This window comes from Herpetosiphon sp. NSE202 (assembly GCF_042688385.1).
Lineage (GTDB): Bacteria > Chloroflexota > Chloroflexia > Chloroflexales > Herpetosiphonaceae > Herpetosiphon.
This window is the reverse complement of the sequence record NZ_JBHUPY010000005.1, coordinates 281,168-294,924: the sequence shown is the minus strand read 5'-3', so window position 1 is coordinate 294,924 and position 13,757 is coordinate 281,168. Positions and strand designations below refer to the sequence as shown.

Here is a 13,757-nt window from a genome sequence, read left to right as displayed (position 1 = left end):
GACCAACGCCATTTGGAAACCTCTAGCCACAGATTCTGCTTTATAGTTGCATTTTGCCCTTGCATTGCACCATTCCAACCCTGCCGATCCAAAGGCTTAGCACTCGAAAGGTTGCGTATGACATTTGCTTGGCGAAGAGTGGGCACACTGGTTGGCTGGATGATTTTTGGGATGTGGGTCGCTTTTGGCTATAGTGTGGTGTACCAAAACCAACAGCGGGGCATCGCAAGCGTCGATTTTCAAAGCTACGCTTTAGCTGCCGAACGCATGCAACACCAGGCTAATCCATATCCGGCGATTGCTGAGGCCCAAGCAATGTGGCGCAGCGTGCATCTGTGGGAACAGCGCATGCTCAACGCACCCGATCCCGCGGCAAAGCTGGCAGTTAAGGCGCAATATGATCAGGTTGGTCAGATTGTTGGGCCATATCTTTATCCACCAACATTGGCCAATATGGTCACGAGTTTGCAGATTAACAGTCTTGGCATGGCCGCAATTTTGAGTATGGCAACGCTTGGATTTGTGGGATTTTGGCTGTATCTGACCAAACAAAGCAGCGCTTGGACAATCTTGGTGATGCTTAGTTTGGAATGTATGCTGGGCATTGTTTCGGGCAATGTTGAAGCCTTGTTGCTGCTCGGCAGTTTGCTTGGCGGTTATTGGGCGCTCTATGGTTCGCGGCTGGCTGCGGCGCTAATTATTGCCCTGCTGCTGTTGATTAAGCCCTTCTATGCCCTGTTTTTCGTGGCTTTAGCAGCGCTGGCTTACTGCAATGTAGCTGATTCAGCGGCGCGGCAAGGGTTAATTAAACGAATTGCCAGCATTGCAGCGCTGGCTTTAGGGCTGATTGGGTTAGAAATTTGGCGCTGGAATAGTGCGCTACGTCACGAAACTTTTAATTATTTAGCCAATACCTTCGAATACCAATGGTTTAATTTTGCGGTGGCCGAACAAAGCCCAATGAGCATGTGGAACCGCACACCATTGCAAGGCTTAATCAATCTTGGGATCAACCCAAATAGCGCCCAAATATTGGCACTTGGCTTATGGTTGATTGGGTTAGCTGCAAGTTGTTGGCTGGTTTGGCGCAAACAGGTTGGCTTTCCATTGCTCTATGGCTTGAGTTTTTTGCTCTTGTATTGGGGCAGGCCGGTTGGCTGGTCGTTCTCGTTTCTTGAATTAATTGTGTTGAGTTTGGTATGGCCAACGCTTGGCCGCTGGGGCAAAATTGGCCTCAGCATAGCGATGCTTGGCCTGATTGGCTCGCGTTGGATTGCACTCGGCCTTACTGCTCAAGCCCAAGGGATGCCACTCAATACACTGCAAACCAGCAACTTCGCTTGGGAATCGTGGCTTGTTTTGCCGCTGTGCTTGCTCTGTTTGAGCTATGTAATTCGCCAAAGTACCCACCAATCGCTACGAGCAAGTACGCAGCAAATTCTGGTCAATTAAGCCTATTCTTAACCAATATTTAATAATTATCACAATTTTGCTAAAACCAAAGCGCTTATTTCAACGAATGGAGCAATATAAAAGCATGGTCTAGTGGAGGTTGTGATAATGTCAGGACGTTTCAATCTATCGCGACGGGGATTTTTGGGTGCAATTGGCTTGGGCAGTTTGGCCGCAATTTGGGGCAACAAAGAGGCGAGTGCCAAAAAATATGGCGGCGTTGGCAAAACATTTGATATGGCAACCGTGCCAACCAACGGCAAATTCACCCTGCCAGCCTTGCCGTATGATTATGGTGCATTGGAACCGCAGCTTGATGCAGAAACGATGTACATTCATCATCAAAAACATCACAATACGATGGTTGCCAACTTAAATGCAGCCTTGGCCGATTATCCCAAATTACAAAGCATGAATGTGGCTGAACTTTTGCATGGCTTGAGCAATTTACCAAGCGCGATTCAGACCGCAGTGCGCAACAACGCTGGTGGCCATGCCAATCACTCAATTTGGTGGGCAACGCTCTCGCCTAAGGGTGGCGGCAGTGCTGGCGGGGCCTTGGCAGCGGCAATTAATGCCAAATATGGTTCATTCGGTAGCTTCCAAAACAGCTATAACGATGTTGCTTCGCGGCGCTTTGGCTCGGGCTGGGGCTGGCTCTCAACCGATAGCAAAGGCACGCTCTACCTCGCCAGCTACCCCAACCAAGATAGCCCGTATATGGAAGGGCTAACGCCTTTGCTCGGCGTTGATGTGTGGGAACATGCCTACTATTTGAAGTTTCGCCAAAAACGGGCCGAGTTTTTGAGCGCTTGGTGGAATGTGATTAATTGGAGCGAAGTTGGCCGACGTTACGATCTGGCCATCGCCAAATAAACCCAAAGTGGGCTGCTCGTAGCTACGAGCAGCCCGCTTTTTATGTCAATTATCAAAATCTATTCCAAATTAAAGGTTGATTGTTGGCTATCAGCTTGGCGCGGCGCTTCGGGAAAGCTCACGCCAAGGTGATCGTAGGCGCGGCGCGTGGCAATTCGCCCGCGTGGCGTGCGCTGAAGAAAGCCAAGTTGCAACAAATATGGCTCGTAAACATCCTCGATTGCATCAACTTCTTCGGCAGTGGCAGCGGCCAAGGTGGTTAAGCCAACCGGCCCGCCATTGAAGGTTTCGATCAAAGTGCGCAAAACCCGCCTATCATTCTCATCAAGCCCCAAATCGTCGATTTCAAGGCTGGCAAGGGCGGCTTTGGCAACGTCGAGAGTAATGTGATTATCGGCCATCACCAAGGCAAAGTCTCGCACTCGTCGCAGCAAACGATTGACAACCCGCGGCGTGCCGCGTGCCCGTCGCGCAATCTCCAAAGCCCCAGCCTCGTCAATTGGCGATTTGAGCAAAGCCGCCGAACGGCGCACAATATCGGTCATGGCTTCGACCGAATAAAATTCAAGCCGATGCACCGAGCCAAAACGGTCACGCAAGGGCGAGGTCAGCAAAGCTAAGCGCGTCGTCGCACCGACCACGGTAAAGCGCGGCAACTTCAGGCGCAAATTACGGGCGCTTGGGCCTTTGCCTACAATAATATCCAGCGCAAAATCTTCCATGGCTGGATACATCACTTCTTCAACGGCGCGATTCAAGCGATGGACTTCATCAATAAACAGCAAATCATCTTTTTTGAGGTTGGTCAAAATCGCTGCCAAATCGCCGGCCCGCTCGATAGCTGGGCCAGAAGTAATTTTGATATTCACACCCATTTCGTTGGCCAGAATGGTTGAAAGCGTGGTTTTGCCCAAGCCAGGCGGGCCATAAAACAACGTATGATCAAGCGGCTCTTTGCGTTGTTGCGCCGCAGCAATCGCAATTTTGAGGTTGGCAAGCACTTTTTCTTGGCCAATATATTCGGCCAATTTTTTTGGCCGCAAACTTTTCTCCACCACTTGATCCTCTTCGCGAGGCTTGGGTGAAATCATTCGTTGAGCTTGATCAAACGCATCGGACATGGCATCCTCCTACAGCGATTATAGCACAGACGGTCGCATGCTGGCAGTAGCTTGAATCATCAGAAAAAAAGCCTGATATAATGCGCCATAGCCACTTTACACAGGTACCGCACATGGCCGATCCACCAATTGCATTATGGAATGAAGAACGCGAACAGCGTAAGCGGGCCTTACGCCGCATTTTGATCACTGGCAGCAGTTTTATTGTTTTGCTGATTCTGTATTATGTTTTAGGAGTTGATCTCAGCGTTGGACGCAATCAAATAGCGCTTGGCTGTTTGTTTGGCATTTTGGTTGCCGCCGGGGTTTCAGGCTGGTTGGTCAGCATCGATCAGCCAGAGTTGGCAACCCATGCGATGTTTATTCCCTATTTTGCGCTTATTTTGGTCGTCGCAATCCCGGTTGGCGTAACCAGTCGCGGGATGTATGGTCTATTTATTCCAATTGTGGCGGCGGCGTTATTGTTGCCAGCACGTTGGAGTTTAATTTATGCGATTATTGCTGTTATTGTGTTCGTCAGCACCGATCTGCTTAGTCCTCAGCCATTTTCATTAAATATTACGATTCTCAATCTGCTGTTTGCTGGCGGCTGTTTTGGCACCGCAGCAGCCACAACCTCATTTACGGCGCGACGCTTACGCCAACTGCTGAAAAGTAGCATCGAACATAGCAAAGCGCTTGAGCGCAACCAAACCGTGCTTGAGGAGCGGGTGCAAAAACGCACACTCTACCTAGAAAAAGCACTTGACGAATTGCAACGCTCCAGCGAAACCATTCGCCAAATGAGCGTGCCAGTGCTACCAATTGCCGAGCGCGTTTTGGTCTTGCCGCTGGTTGGCAGTATCGATCTGACGCGAGCTGCCTTGCTGAGCGATGAATTGCTGAATACAATTTATCAACGCCGCCCACATACGATTTTGATCGATTTAACTGGCCTTAACACGATCGATCAAGCAGTTGCCGAATCGTTGGTACAAACCTTGAGTGCAGTGCGCTTGCTTGGCACCGAGCCAATCGTGGTTGGCTTACGCAGCGAAACCGTGCAAGCCTTGCTCGATACTGGCATCGACATTGCCCATATTCGCACCTTCCGCGATGTGCAAAGCGGTTTGGGTTATGCAACCAGCAAACCGAGTTATTAGAATTCCCTCACCCCAACCCCTCTCCCGTGGCGCGGGCGATGGGCTTTAATGCGGTGTTTCTTGCACAATAGTCGGTAACAACGGGTACTCCCCTCGCCCGCGTTGAGTGGGAGAGGGGCTGGGGGTGAGGGAACAAGTATGCTAGCGCACGATCAGTATATTGCCATCAAGCAGCAATTGGCTATCAAGCCAGCGTGTGCGGGCTTTTTGGCCATGCATTCCATGCAAGATAAACTCAATTGAATCTTCAGGTGCGGCAAATTCGCGCAAAATCGACCCGCGGATGATAAACGCTACATATGGTCGAATCCGCTTAGTAGCCAATGGTTCGAGTTGCAAATCAAGCGCTGATCTGCTTCGTGGCTCGACGTTAACATCCTTCCATAGTTCGGTTTGATACAGCTTAACTTCAAAATAGAGGCGCGTAGGATCAACTGATTCGATTTGCTGCCACTCATCATACAAATCACCTTCATGCAGCGTAACAGGCAGATCATCACGAATTGGCGGCCCCCATGCCCAGAATGAGATACCGATACAACTGCCAACTACGAGCAAGCCTGCAAGCAAAAATTTAATCAGTTCTCGCACAACATCCTCATTTCACACCATTCCAATACGGGTTGGATTGAGTGTAGGCTGCGATCGGGTTTGCACCATGCACAATCCTCGCAGTAATGCAGCATAATCATTGCAATTGCCAAAGGCCATAAATCAGCTCACAGGCGCATCTACAAAGCGCGCTTATGCACTATAATGCATTTGAAACATATGGCGCTGAGCCATAGTTGCGAATAGCTGTTTATGGGGGCGATGATGCCGCATTCATTTGAAGCATATCTTGATGAGCAACTGAATAGTTTGCGTGAGCAAGGGGTTTTTCGCAAATTGCGCGAATTGCAAAGCCCAACCGGCCCACGCTCAACCATCGATGGCAAATCGGTGATCAATCTCTCATCAAATAATTATTTGGGCTTGGCCAATCATCCAGCCTTGAAAGCAGCAGCAATCAAGGCAATCGAGGAATTGGGGGTTGGTTCTGGCGCAGTGCGCACCATTATTGGCACAATGAGCATCCACGAGGAGCTTGAACAACGCTTGGCCGAATTCAAGCATACTGAGGCGGTGTTAGTGCTCCAATCGGGCTTTACGGCCAACGCAGCGGTTTTGGGAGTTGTGCTCAACGATGGCGATTTGGTGATCAGTGATGCCCTGAATCATGCCTCGATTATCGATGGCATTCGCCTAACCAAAGCAGCGCGCGCGGTCTATCAACACAACGATATGGCCGATTTGGAACGGGTTTTGCAGGCTAATCAAGGCAAATATCGCAACACGCTCATCGTCACCGATGGCGTATTTAGCATGGATGGCGATATTGCACCTTTGCCACGGATCGCTGAGCTAGCCAAGCATTACGGCGCAATCACCATGGTCGATGATGCCCATGCATCGGGCGTGCTTGGCACCAACGGCAGCGGCACGGTTAGCCATTATGGCATCACCGATTGGGATATTCAGGTTGGCACACTTTCCAAGGCAATTGGAGCTTTGGGCGGGTATGTGGCCACATCGAGCAAATTGCGCCAGCTGATGGAGCATCGCTCACGGCCATTTTTGTTTAGCACCTCGCATCCGCCAGCGGTGGCTGCAACCTGTATTGCCGCAGTTAAGCTCTTGCAAAGCCCCGAGGGCGCGCAATTGCATCAGCAGCTTTGGGAAAATACCAAGTTCTTCAAGGCGGGATTGCAACAGCTTGGCTTTAACACTGGCATCTCGGAAACCCCAATCACCCCAGTGATTGTCGGCGAGAGCGCCAAGGCCATGCAATTCTCCGATCAACTGTTCCAAGCAGGCGTATTTGCTCAAGGCATCGCCTTCCCAACTGTGGCCCGCGACAAAGGTCGGGTGCGCACAATTGTAACTGCCAGCCATAGCAATGCAGATCTGGCGGAAGCGCTCACTATCTTCGAACATGTTGGGCGCAGGATGCAGCTAATTTAAGGTTTCATGGTATATTGGAAGCAGAAAAAATCTGTTCTAGAAATGTGGAGGTCCACCTATCGAAGCGCAAGTTCTTGCCCGCCGTGCTGTTGATTTAGCAGACTCGAAGCAGGCAAATGATATTATCATGCTTGATGTTCGCCCATTAGCCACGTTCGCCGATTTTTTGGTGATTTGTACCGCTGGCAATGAGCGCATGCTACGAGCAGTCGTAAAAGAAATTGATGATCAGTTAGTCCAAGAAGGCGCTCCCACCCCCAAAGTCGAAGGTTCACCCGAAACTGGCTGGGTTTTGCTCGATTTTGGCGATGTGGTTGTGCATATTTTTAGCCCTGAACAGCGCGATTTTTACAAGCTCGATAAATTGTGGCAAAAAGCTACGCCAGTTGTCGTTCTTCAGTAATCGGCGGGTCAAGGACGATCACGTGCGAGGTACATCATGAACAAATCTACACAACGCGAACGCTATGTCGTCTTTGCGCTTGGAGCAGCAGCAGGAAGCGCCTTAGGCTTGATTCTCGGTTCGATCTTGGCTTCTTCGCTAAGTGACGATACGATGCAAGCTATCGGGCGTGGGTTCCGCCGCCTCACAGGCCGCGACCATAAACCAAATTTCGAGCTATTTCTCCAATAACAGCAAGGCCGACTCATACGAGTCGGCCTTGTTGCTTGAGTGGATATGCAAAACTCAAATTTAGATCTCAAGTGAGTTGGCGCGCAAGCCGCGATCACTTGCCGAAACGCTGACCCGGACGTTATCGCCAACTTGCACCCGATTACCAGCATAATTAAACAAGCTCGAATGCACATAGGCATCGCCTTGATTATCGCTGAGCGCCACAAACATAAAGCGTCCTTGAGGGTCGATATAATCAACTCGGGCGTTAATGATGCCAGCAGGAGCACTGCCGCTGAATGAACGACTGCGTTCACGTGGGCCATTGCTCCACTCGCGGCGCGGGCCGTTATTGCTTGGGCGGCCTTGACCAGCAAAGCGATCGCGGCGCTCGAACGAGCGTTCGCCACCATAGGCCCCAGCCTCGCGTTGCTCATAGGCCCGAATGCGCGGCGTTGGCGGTAAAGCGTTGGTCACTAAAACATCGTTGGCTTCATCACCCTTCATGCCCCGAACCACCACAAAACTTACTTCTTCGCCCTCAACCAACCAGCGTCGTCCATCACCAAGTGCCCGTCGATGAACAAACAACGATGCTCCTGCATGAGTTGTGATAAAACCATACGATTTTTCAGGATCGAACCACGTCACCGTGCCAGTACTACGCTCATTCATAACCCATGTCTCCATGTTGGAATTGGTGCTCGGCATAAACCAGTTGCCGAATCACGCTTTATAATGATACTTTGTATCATTAATCTAACAACTTGTCAAGTGCATGGCCCATGTTAAAATTATGCCTGCACACATTAGTATGAGTTAGGGATGAGCGACGATCACATTTGGACAGCCAAATCAATTCAGACATTAATTCAACGGCCAGAACGCCTTTTGGCAGACCAAACATGGCGGCAACGCTTGCAAGCATTTGGCGGTTTGGGCGATTTCTATCACTGGCTCGGCCAACTGCCACTTGAACAGCCGCAGCAATCACTGCTCAAGGTGCTCACAACCTATCCTGGCGCGCCAGTCGATAGTTATTGTCAGATGTTGAATATTCATCAAGCAACCTATCATCGCTACCAAAAAGCTTTGTTCGAGCAGCTAGCCAAATTGCTTAACCAACCGCATCAGCCTCGCAACAACGATCCAAATTCTGCTGCTGATCACGCGCCAATTCACCAATTACGGCCTGTGGTTGGCGATTTTGTTGGGCGCGAGCCTGAGTTCAAGCGCCTAACCCATGCGATTCAGATTGCCCACGCAGCCAAGCGGGGAGCAGCCTTAGTTGGCATTCATGGCATGGGCGGCATTGGCAAAAGTGAATTAAGCCTGATCGTTGCCCAAAACATGGTGCATTTATATCCTGATGCTCAATTGATGCTTAATCTGTATGGCGCGCGCGAACAAGCACTTACGACTGAACAAGCCCTTGGTTTGGTGATTAACACGCTTGATCCCAAAACCCGCCTACCAGAAAAACGCGAGCAATTGTTGGCCCGCTATCACAATATTCTGCACAACAAACAAGTCTTGATTGTTGTTGATGATGCGCGTGATGCTGAGCAGGTACGCGACCTCATTCCGCCAGTTGGTTGCTGTTTGATTATTACCAGTCGCCAGCGATTTAGCTTGCCAGCAATGGCCAGCATTCAGCTTGAGGCGTTAAATGCTGAGGATTCAAGCAAGCTCATCCAAGAAATTTGCCCACGGCTTGATCAGCCAAGTGCTGAACAATTAGCCAGTGCATGTAACTATTTGCCCTTAGCCTTGCGGGTGAGCGCGAGTATTTTGCAGAATAACCCAGCGCTCAAGCCTGAGCATTATTTGGCCCAGCTTGCAGATGAAAACCAACGCTTGCAAGCTTTGCGCGACCCTGACGATCAACAATTGAATGTTGAAGCCTCGCTGGCCTTGAGTTACGCCCAACTTAGTGTTCAACAACAATATTTTGTGCGCCAATTGGCAATTTTGGTGGCCGATTTTTCGAGTAGTTTGGGCTTGGCAATGCTCGAATTGCCGCATAATTTAGCGGCAGAAAACCAACTTTATTATTTATTGCGCCATAATTTATTGCAATACAATAGCCACAACGAACGCTGGAGCATGCACGACTTAATTCGCAGTTTTGCGCTGCGTCAATTGGCAGAGCAGCATGAAACTGAGGCGGCGCTATGGCGTTATTGCGAAGCGATTCGCGATTTGGCCCGCCTGCTTGATGATGTATTTCTTAATCAAATTGGTGGCAAGATTCGCGCAACTCAAGGCTTTGAGCGTGAAGAAAAGCATGTTAATTGGATATTTCAGCATGCACCAAGCCAACTTGGAACCGATCGTGGCGATCAATTGATCATCGATTTAGTATTGGCCACGATTTATAATAGTAGCAATTATTACCCATCAATGGTTGATCGGATTGAATATATCAACAATGCAATCCAAGCTGCGCAGAGAACTAATCAACCATTAGTACTTTCAGACTTATTAAATCATCAAGGAAACCTGCATCGTATTATTGGCAATATTAATCAAGCGATTCCACTTATGCTTCAATCTATCGAACTGGCTGAAAGTCAAGGAATTACGGATCATACAGCTGCATATATCATCCTTTCTTATTGTTATCAACGCTTAGGAACGACAGAAGCACTGCACCTTAGCTTAAAATATGCTATTGGAGCATTTTTATGCAATGAGCAAGAAACCGAAATTCGCAAAGCGTATAATAACACTGCGTTAGTTAACAGCCTCGCCACTATTTATGCACGCTTGAATCATCAAGAACTAGCCCTATATTATTATTTGAAGACGGTTAATATTGGCATAAAACAAGATATTGGCAAAGAACTTAGTATTCATTATGGCAATATCGGCAATCTTTATCGTAAAATGGGTAATTTCAATAAGGCTTCAGAATTTATCAAAAAATCTGCTGAGATTGCCGAACAGTATGATGATGGTGTGTCGAAAGCGGCAGCAGCAGTTAATTTAGCCGAAATATTCGTTGATCAAGCGCAATATGCTGCATCGCTTGCCTACTTCGAGCAAGCAATTCGCCTATTTGGCCAGGCCAATCATCTCTTTCATGTTGCCTACTGCCAATGGTACTATGGCAAAGCCTTGCTGTGGCTCGATCAGTTTGAGCAGTCAATTGCTCAATTTACGCTGAGTAGCGCTCATTTTCAACAACAACAGCTTATGAATCAAGCTAATTTGGTGCTATTTGAACAGCTGAAAGCTGGCCAGATCGAACCACGGCAATTCCTCGCAGAGGTGAAGCCAATCACCTAAAATCGCAAGCATTAGTGCTAGCTCTTTAGTCCTGTGTAGTACAAGCCAAGATGGCCTAGATTTCTTAGGAAATGCCAATGCTTTGGGTATTGATCTTGCTTTGAAAGCCGAGTAGGATGGTAGATACAAGGATTCGGACGCAGAGGAAATGCAACGAAGCCGTTGTATTTTGTAACGCACAAAGGAGTGCCAGAATGCTGAAGAAACGCCTCGAGGGTACGGTCGTGCGGGTAACCTTCAACATCCCAGCCCCACTCACCGCCCAGACGATCACACTTGTTGGCGAGTTCAATAATTGGAGCGAAACGGCGACCCCGCTGTTGCGTTCCGGGGAAGGCTGGAGCACCACCATGGATCTGCCACCCAATCACAGTTTCCAGTATCGCTATCTTGCCGATGGACGCTGGCTGAACGATTGGAGCGCTGATCGTTACGAGCCAAACGAGTTTGGCGGTGCGAATTCGGTGGTCTACACTTAAACCAGCCACAAACGACGAGGCATCAATGAGGATGGCTCGTTGTTTTATTGCTGCTAATAGGTGTTATATTGACACAAAGTCACTCAATCGCATATCATATAGAGAGCCTTGATCATGCTCGCGCAGCGACCTAAGGCTCTTCTGTTGCTCACTACTAGTAAGGATATTCGATATGCTCGATCTACACCCGACCTTTGAACGCGCTACCAGCGATGCGGTTGCCCATTTCGCACCCTTGATTGAGGTCATTGCCGCGATTGCCCATGGCGATGATACCCGCCGCGCCGAGGTCGAGTTTTTATTGCCCCAAATTGATAATAACGGCTGGATTATTCAGGCGGCAGTTGAACGAATTTGGGCTGGCGAACGTGATTTCGCCCAACTTGGCGCTGGCCTCGATACCAATAGCGCGGCCATCGTGCAGGCAATTTTGGTGGCGGTCAGCCAAACGCCCGACCCAGAAGAAGCGCGGTTAAGCAAACTGATCGGCGAATGGCGGCCAATTATCTTGACGGTAGCGGCGGCCTACTTTGGAGTCCAGCACGCCTACACCGATCTTGATGGCTTCTTGCCACAGCTTGAAGCCCAAGCCCAATGGCAAAACTTGGCTCAACGCATCCGCTTGCTCGTCGCAGGCGATAGCAATCGTGAACGGCTCTTGGCAGATCTTGACACAACTGATACCGTTATCATGCAAGCAATTTTCCATGCGCTCGATGATAAAACCACAACCTTGCGGCTCATCCGCGAGGAACGCGATCGGGCGGCGGCTCAAGAGGAAGCCAATGACCAGCAACACGCTTGAACATCGCTGCTACCAACCAAAAACGCTGTTGTATCAGCGACCTTTGCTGCTGCTCCACGGCGCTTGGCATGGGGCTTGGTGCTGGGATAATGCCGCTCACGATTTTGCCGAACGCGGCTTTGCGGTGCATACGCTGAGTTTACGCGGCCATGGCCGCAGCAGTATGCCACGCTATTTCAACACGGTTGGCTTAAACCACTATATCGACGATTTGCTGGCGCTGGTTGCAACCCTCAAACCAGCGCCAATCGTTGTAGGCCATAGCCTTGGCGGCTACATTCTGCAACATGCTGTGATGCAGCATCCGTTGCCAGCGGCAATTTTGCTGGCCAGCATGCCGCAGACTGGGCCATTGGGCTTTACGCTGCGCACCATGCGCACCCAACCAAGTGTGCTCTTACGGGCTTTTGCAACCGCCGATGGGTATGGTTTTGTACGTACACCAGCCTTGGCAAAATATTTATTTTTGCGTGATAACGCTTCCGCCGCCCAAACCCAAGCCATCCACAGCCAACTTGGCAGCGAATCACTCAGGGTTTTGCTTGATGCGCTCATGCATAAACCCAAGCCAAGCCAAATCAAAACCCCAATAATGGTGATTGCCGCCGAGCGCGACCGCGTATTTACCCTCGCCGAGCAGCGTTCGTTGGCCAATGCCTATCAAGCGCCATTAATTATCGTGCCGCAGGCAGCCCACGATTTGATGTTTGACCCTGCTTGGCCGTTGGTTGCCGATGCGATCGAAGGCTGGGCCAGTCGCCATCAAACATCGTTATTCGACCAACCAACCCCCTAAGCCAACCAAAGCTGCATCCAACGTTGGCGGGTGAAACAGGCCAGCCCGCACATCGCGCGCATAGCGTTCGAGCGCCAAATCTGGTGAGAGCGAAGCGCCACCAACCACAATCATCGCTTGTTCAACCGCAGCAACAGCATGCTCAATCGCCGTTGCTTTGGTAGTAGCAATCAAGGCCCGCAAATTGCCGCGTTCAGCAGGCGCTTGCTCCCAAATTTGGGCAGTTTGATAGAGCAAACTGCGCGCACTCAGTAGCAATTGCTCGACCTTGCCAAGCTGCCGCTGAATCGATTCAAGCTCGCTAATGGCCTTACCCGCCAAAGCGGTCGGACGACGCTCGCGGGCATAGTTGCTGGCAACATCACGCGCTGCTTGGGCTATGCCCAAATAGACCGCCGCCATGTTCAATTGAAACCAAGCCCCAGCATTGCTACGGCTCGGATCAATCACGCCAGGTTGGCGGCGTTGCAACAAATTTTCTTCAGCAACAAACACTGCATCGAGCACAATATCGTCGTTGCGGGCTGCGCGCATCGCGGTGCCATGCCAAGTTGGCTCAATCGTTACCCCTGCTTGTTTGAGATCAACCAAAAAAATCGCTGTATCGCTGGTGTCAACAATCGTGGCGCTAATCAGGGCATGGGTTAATGCAGGCGCGCCAGTCGTATAAATTTTGCGCCCATTTAGCAACCAACCGCCTGCAACTGGTTGGGCAGTTGTTGCAAATAAGCCACCTCGGGCTGGGCTGCCCATTTCGCGCTCGCTGGCCGCCGAATTGAGCAAAACCGACTGTTCAACCACCAAACGACTAAGCCGCTCGATCTGGCTTGGTTGCCATGCCCGCCCTTCGATAATTCCGCCAAGCACATGAATCGGCATTGCCAGTACCAAGGCAATTGAGCCATCGCCATAGGCTAATTGCTCTTGGGCCAAAATTGCCTCGAACAAACTCGCGCCAAGCCCGCCAAATGCGGTTGGAATGCTCAAGGCTTGATATTTGGCCGCAAAAAGTGCTGGCAAGTGTTCGAAGGGAAAGCTCGCAGCCTGATCATGCTGAGCTGCGCTTGGCTTGACCAGCGTCGCCATTTCCCGTCCAAGCGCAACAAAGGCTTGTTGGCGTTCAGTCAAGCCAGCATGCAATACATCTATCGCCATTGGTTTATTCCTTAATCAAC

The 13,757-nt window shown here is 50.2% G+C and carries 14 protein-coding genes; 10 read left to right on the top strand and 4 right to left on the bottom strand.

Annotated features, from left to right (window positions below):
• Positions 1-117 precede the first annotated feature (117 nt).
• A complete protein-coding gene (locus ACFMKP_RS07320) occupies positions 118-1,452 on the top strand; it encodes a hypothetical protein (protein WP_382290430.1) in 1,335 nt (444 codons plus the stop codon).
• Positions 1,453-1,689: 237 nt separating this feature from the next.
• On the top strand, positions 1,690-2,328 hold the full coding sequence (locus ACFMKP_RS07315) for a superoxide dismutase (protein WP_382290685.1): 639 nt from the start codon (positions 1,690-1,692) through the stop codon (positions 2,326-2,328).
• Positions 2,329-2,387: 59 nt separating this feature from the next.
• On the opposite strand, the gene ruvB is transcribed toward ACFMKP_RS07315, so the two are convergent.
• The gene (gene ruvB / locus ACFMKP_RS07310; protein ID WP_382290683.1) at positions 2,388-3,419 is read right to left on the bottom strand and encodes a Holliday junction branch migration DNA helicase RuvB; all 1,032 of its coding nucleotides are present in this window, start codon (positions 3,417-3,419) and stop codon (positions 2,388-2,390) included.
• Positions 3,420-3,562: 143 nt separating this feature from the next.
• Between ruvB and ACFMKP_RS07305 the strand changes: the two genes are divergently transcribed.
• Positions 3,563-4,591, top strand: a complete 1,029-nt coding sequence (locus tag ACFMKP_RS07305; protein WP_204756974.1) for an STAS domain-containing protein — start codon at positions 3,563-3,565, stop codon at positions 4,589-4,591.
• 141 nt (positions 4,592-4,732) lie between these two features.
• Here ACFMKP_RS07305 and ACFMKP_RS07300 read toward each other — a convergent pair whose 3' ends face one another.
• A complete protein-coding gene (locus ACFMKP_RS07300) occupies positions 4,733-5,182 on the bottom strand; it encodes a hypothetical protein (RefSeq protein ID WP_382290428.1) in 450 nt (149 codons plus the stop codon).
• Positions 5,183-5,407: 225 nt separating this feature from the next.
• On the opposite strand from ACFMKP_RS07300, the gene ACFMKP_RS07295 reads away from it, so the two are divergent.
• From ACFMKP_RS07295 to ACFMKP_RS07285, 3 genes are read left to right on the top strand one after another with little or no spacing between them, the layout of a single operon-like run.
• The gene (locus ACFMKP_RS07295) at positions 5,408-6,595 is read left to right on the top strand and encodes a glycine C-acetyltransferase (RefSeq protein WP_382290682.1); all 1,188 of its coding nucleotides are present in this window, start codon (positions 5,408-5,410) and stop codon (positions 6,593-6,595) included.
• A 58-nt stretch (positions 6,596-6,653) separates the two neighbouring features.
• Complete coding sequence (gene rsfS / locus ACFMKP_RS07290; protein WP_338034204.1) at positions 6,654-6,998, top strand: ribosome silencing factor; 345 nt, start codon at positions 6,654-6,656, stop codon at positions 6,996-6,998.
• A gap of 36 nt (positions 6,999-7,034) precedes the next feature.
• Positions 7,035-7,229 (top strand): hypothetical protein, encoded by a 195-nt coding sequence (locus ACFMKP_RS07285; RefSeq protein WP_054532499.1) that lies wholly within the window; start codon positions 7,035-7,037, stop codon positions 7,227-7,229.
• A gap of 60 nt (positions 7,230-7,289) precedes the next feature.
• Here ACFMKP_RS07285 and ACFMKP_RS07280 read toward each other — a convergent pair whose 3' ends face one another.
• On the bottom strand, positions 7,290-7,886 hold the full coding sequence (locus ACFMKP_RS07280) for a cold-shock protein (RefSeq protein WP_382290426.1): 597 nt from the start codon (positions 7,884-7,886) through the stop codon (positions 7,290-7,292).
• 150 nt (positions 7,887-8,036) lie between these two features.
• Between ACFMKP_RS07280 and ACFMKP_RS07275 the strand changes: the two genes are divergently transcribed.
• From ACFMKP_RS07275 to ACFMKP_RS07260, 4 genes are all read left to right on the top strand, one after another.
• Positions 8,037-10,502 carry a tetratricopeptide repeat protein gene (locus ACFMKP_RS07275; RefSeq protein WP_382290424.1) on the top strand — a complete coding sequence of 822 codons (2,466 nt, stop codon included), beginning with the start codon at positions 8,037-8,039 and terminating at the stop codon, positions 10,500-10,502.
• A gap of 194 nt (positions 10,503-10,696) precedes the next feature.
• A complete protein-coding gene (locus ACFMKP_RS07270; protein ID WP_382290422.1) occupies positions 10,697-10,981 on the top strand; it encodes an isoamylase early set domain-containing protein in 285 nt (94 codons plus the stop codon).
• 172 nt (positions 10,982-11,153) lie between these two features.
• On the top strand, positions 11,154-11,786 hold the full coding sequence (locus tag ACFMKP_RS07265; protein WP_382290420.1) for a hypothetical protein: 633 nt from the start codon (positions 11,154-11,156) through the stop codon (positions 11,784-11,786).
• Positions 11,767-12,582, top strand: coding sequence for an alpha/beta hydrolase (locus tag ACFMKP_RS07260; RefSeq protein WP_382290418.1), 816 nt, complete (start codon positions 11,767-11,769; stop codon positions 12,580-12,582). Before ACFMKP_RS07265 ends, ACFMKP_RS07260 begins: the two co-directional genes overlap by 20 nt.
• Here the strand turns inward: ACFMKP_RS07260 and ACFMKP_RS07255 are convergent.
• Positions 12,559-13,737: an acyl-CoA dehydrogenase family protein gene (locus tag ACFMKP_RS07255; RefSeq protein ID WP_382290416.1), complete on the bottom strand. Its 1,179-nt coding sequence runs from the start codon at positions 13,735-13,737 to the stop codon at positions 12,559-12,561. The genes ACFMKP_RS07260 and ACFMKP_RS07255 overlap by 24 nt on opposite strands.
• Between the last annotated feature and the right edge of the window lie 20 nt (positions 13,738-13,757).

Coding starts and splice junctions, on each gene's coding strand:
- ACFMKP_RS07320 (WP_382290430.1), top strand. CDS start 118: ATGACATTTGCTTGGCGAAGAGTGGGCACACTGGTTGGCTGGATGATT.
- ACFMKP_RS07315 (WP_382290685.1), top strand. CDS start 1,690: ATGGCAACCGTGCCAACCAACGGCAAATTCACCCTGCCAGCCTTGCCG.
- ruvB (WP_382290683.1), bottom strand. CDS start 3,419: ATGATTTCACCCAAGCCTCGCGAAGAGGATCAAGTGGTGGAGAAAAGT.
- ACFMKP_RS07305 (WP_204756974.1), top strand. CDS start 3,563: ATGGCCGATCCACCAATTGCATTATGGAATGAAGAACGCGAACAGCGT.
- ACFMKP_RS07295 (WP_382290682.1), top strand. CDS start 5,408: ATGCCGCATTCATTTGAAGCATATCTTGATGAGCAACTGAATAGTTTG.
- ACFMKP_RS07285 (WP_054532499.1), top strand. CDS start 7,035: ATGAACAAATCTACACAACGCGAACGCTATGTCGTCTTTGCGCTTGGA.
- ACFMKP_RS07280 (WP_382290426.1), bottom strand. CDS start 7,886: ATGAATGAGCGTAGTACTGGCACGGTGACGTGGTTCGATCCTGAAAAA.
- ACFMKP_RS07275 (WP_382290424.1), top strand. CDS start 8,037: ATGAGCGACGATCACATTTGGACAGCCAAATCAATTCAGACATTAATT.
- ACFMKP_RS07270 (WP_382290422.1), top strand. CDS start 10,697: ATGCTGAAGAAACGCCTCGAGGGTACGGTCGTGCGGGTAACCTTCAAC.
- ACFMKP_RS07265 (WP_382290420.1), top strand. CDS start 11,154: ATGCTCGATCTACACCCGACCTTTGAACGCGCTACCAGCGATGCGGTT.
- ACFMKP_RS07260 (WP_382290418.1), top strand. CDS start 11,767: ATGACCAGCAACACGCTTGAACATCGCTGCTACCAACCAAAAACGCTG.
- ACFMKP_RS07255 (WP_382290416.1), bottom strand. CDS start 13,737: ATGGCGATAGATGTATTGCATGCTGGCTTGACTGAACGCCAACAAGCC.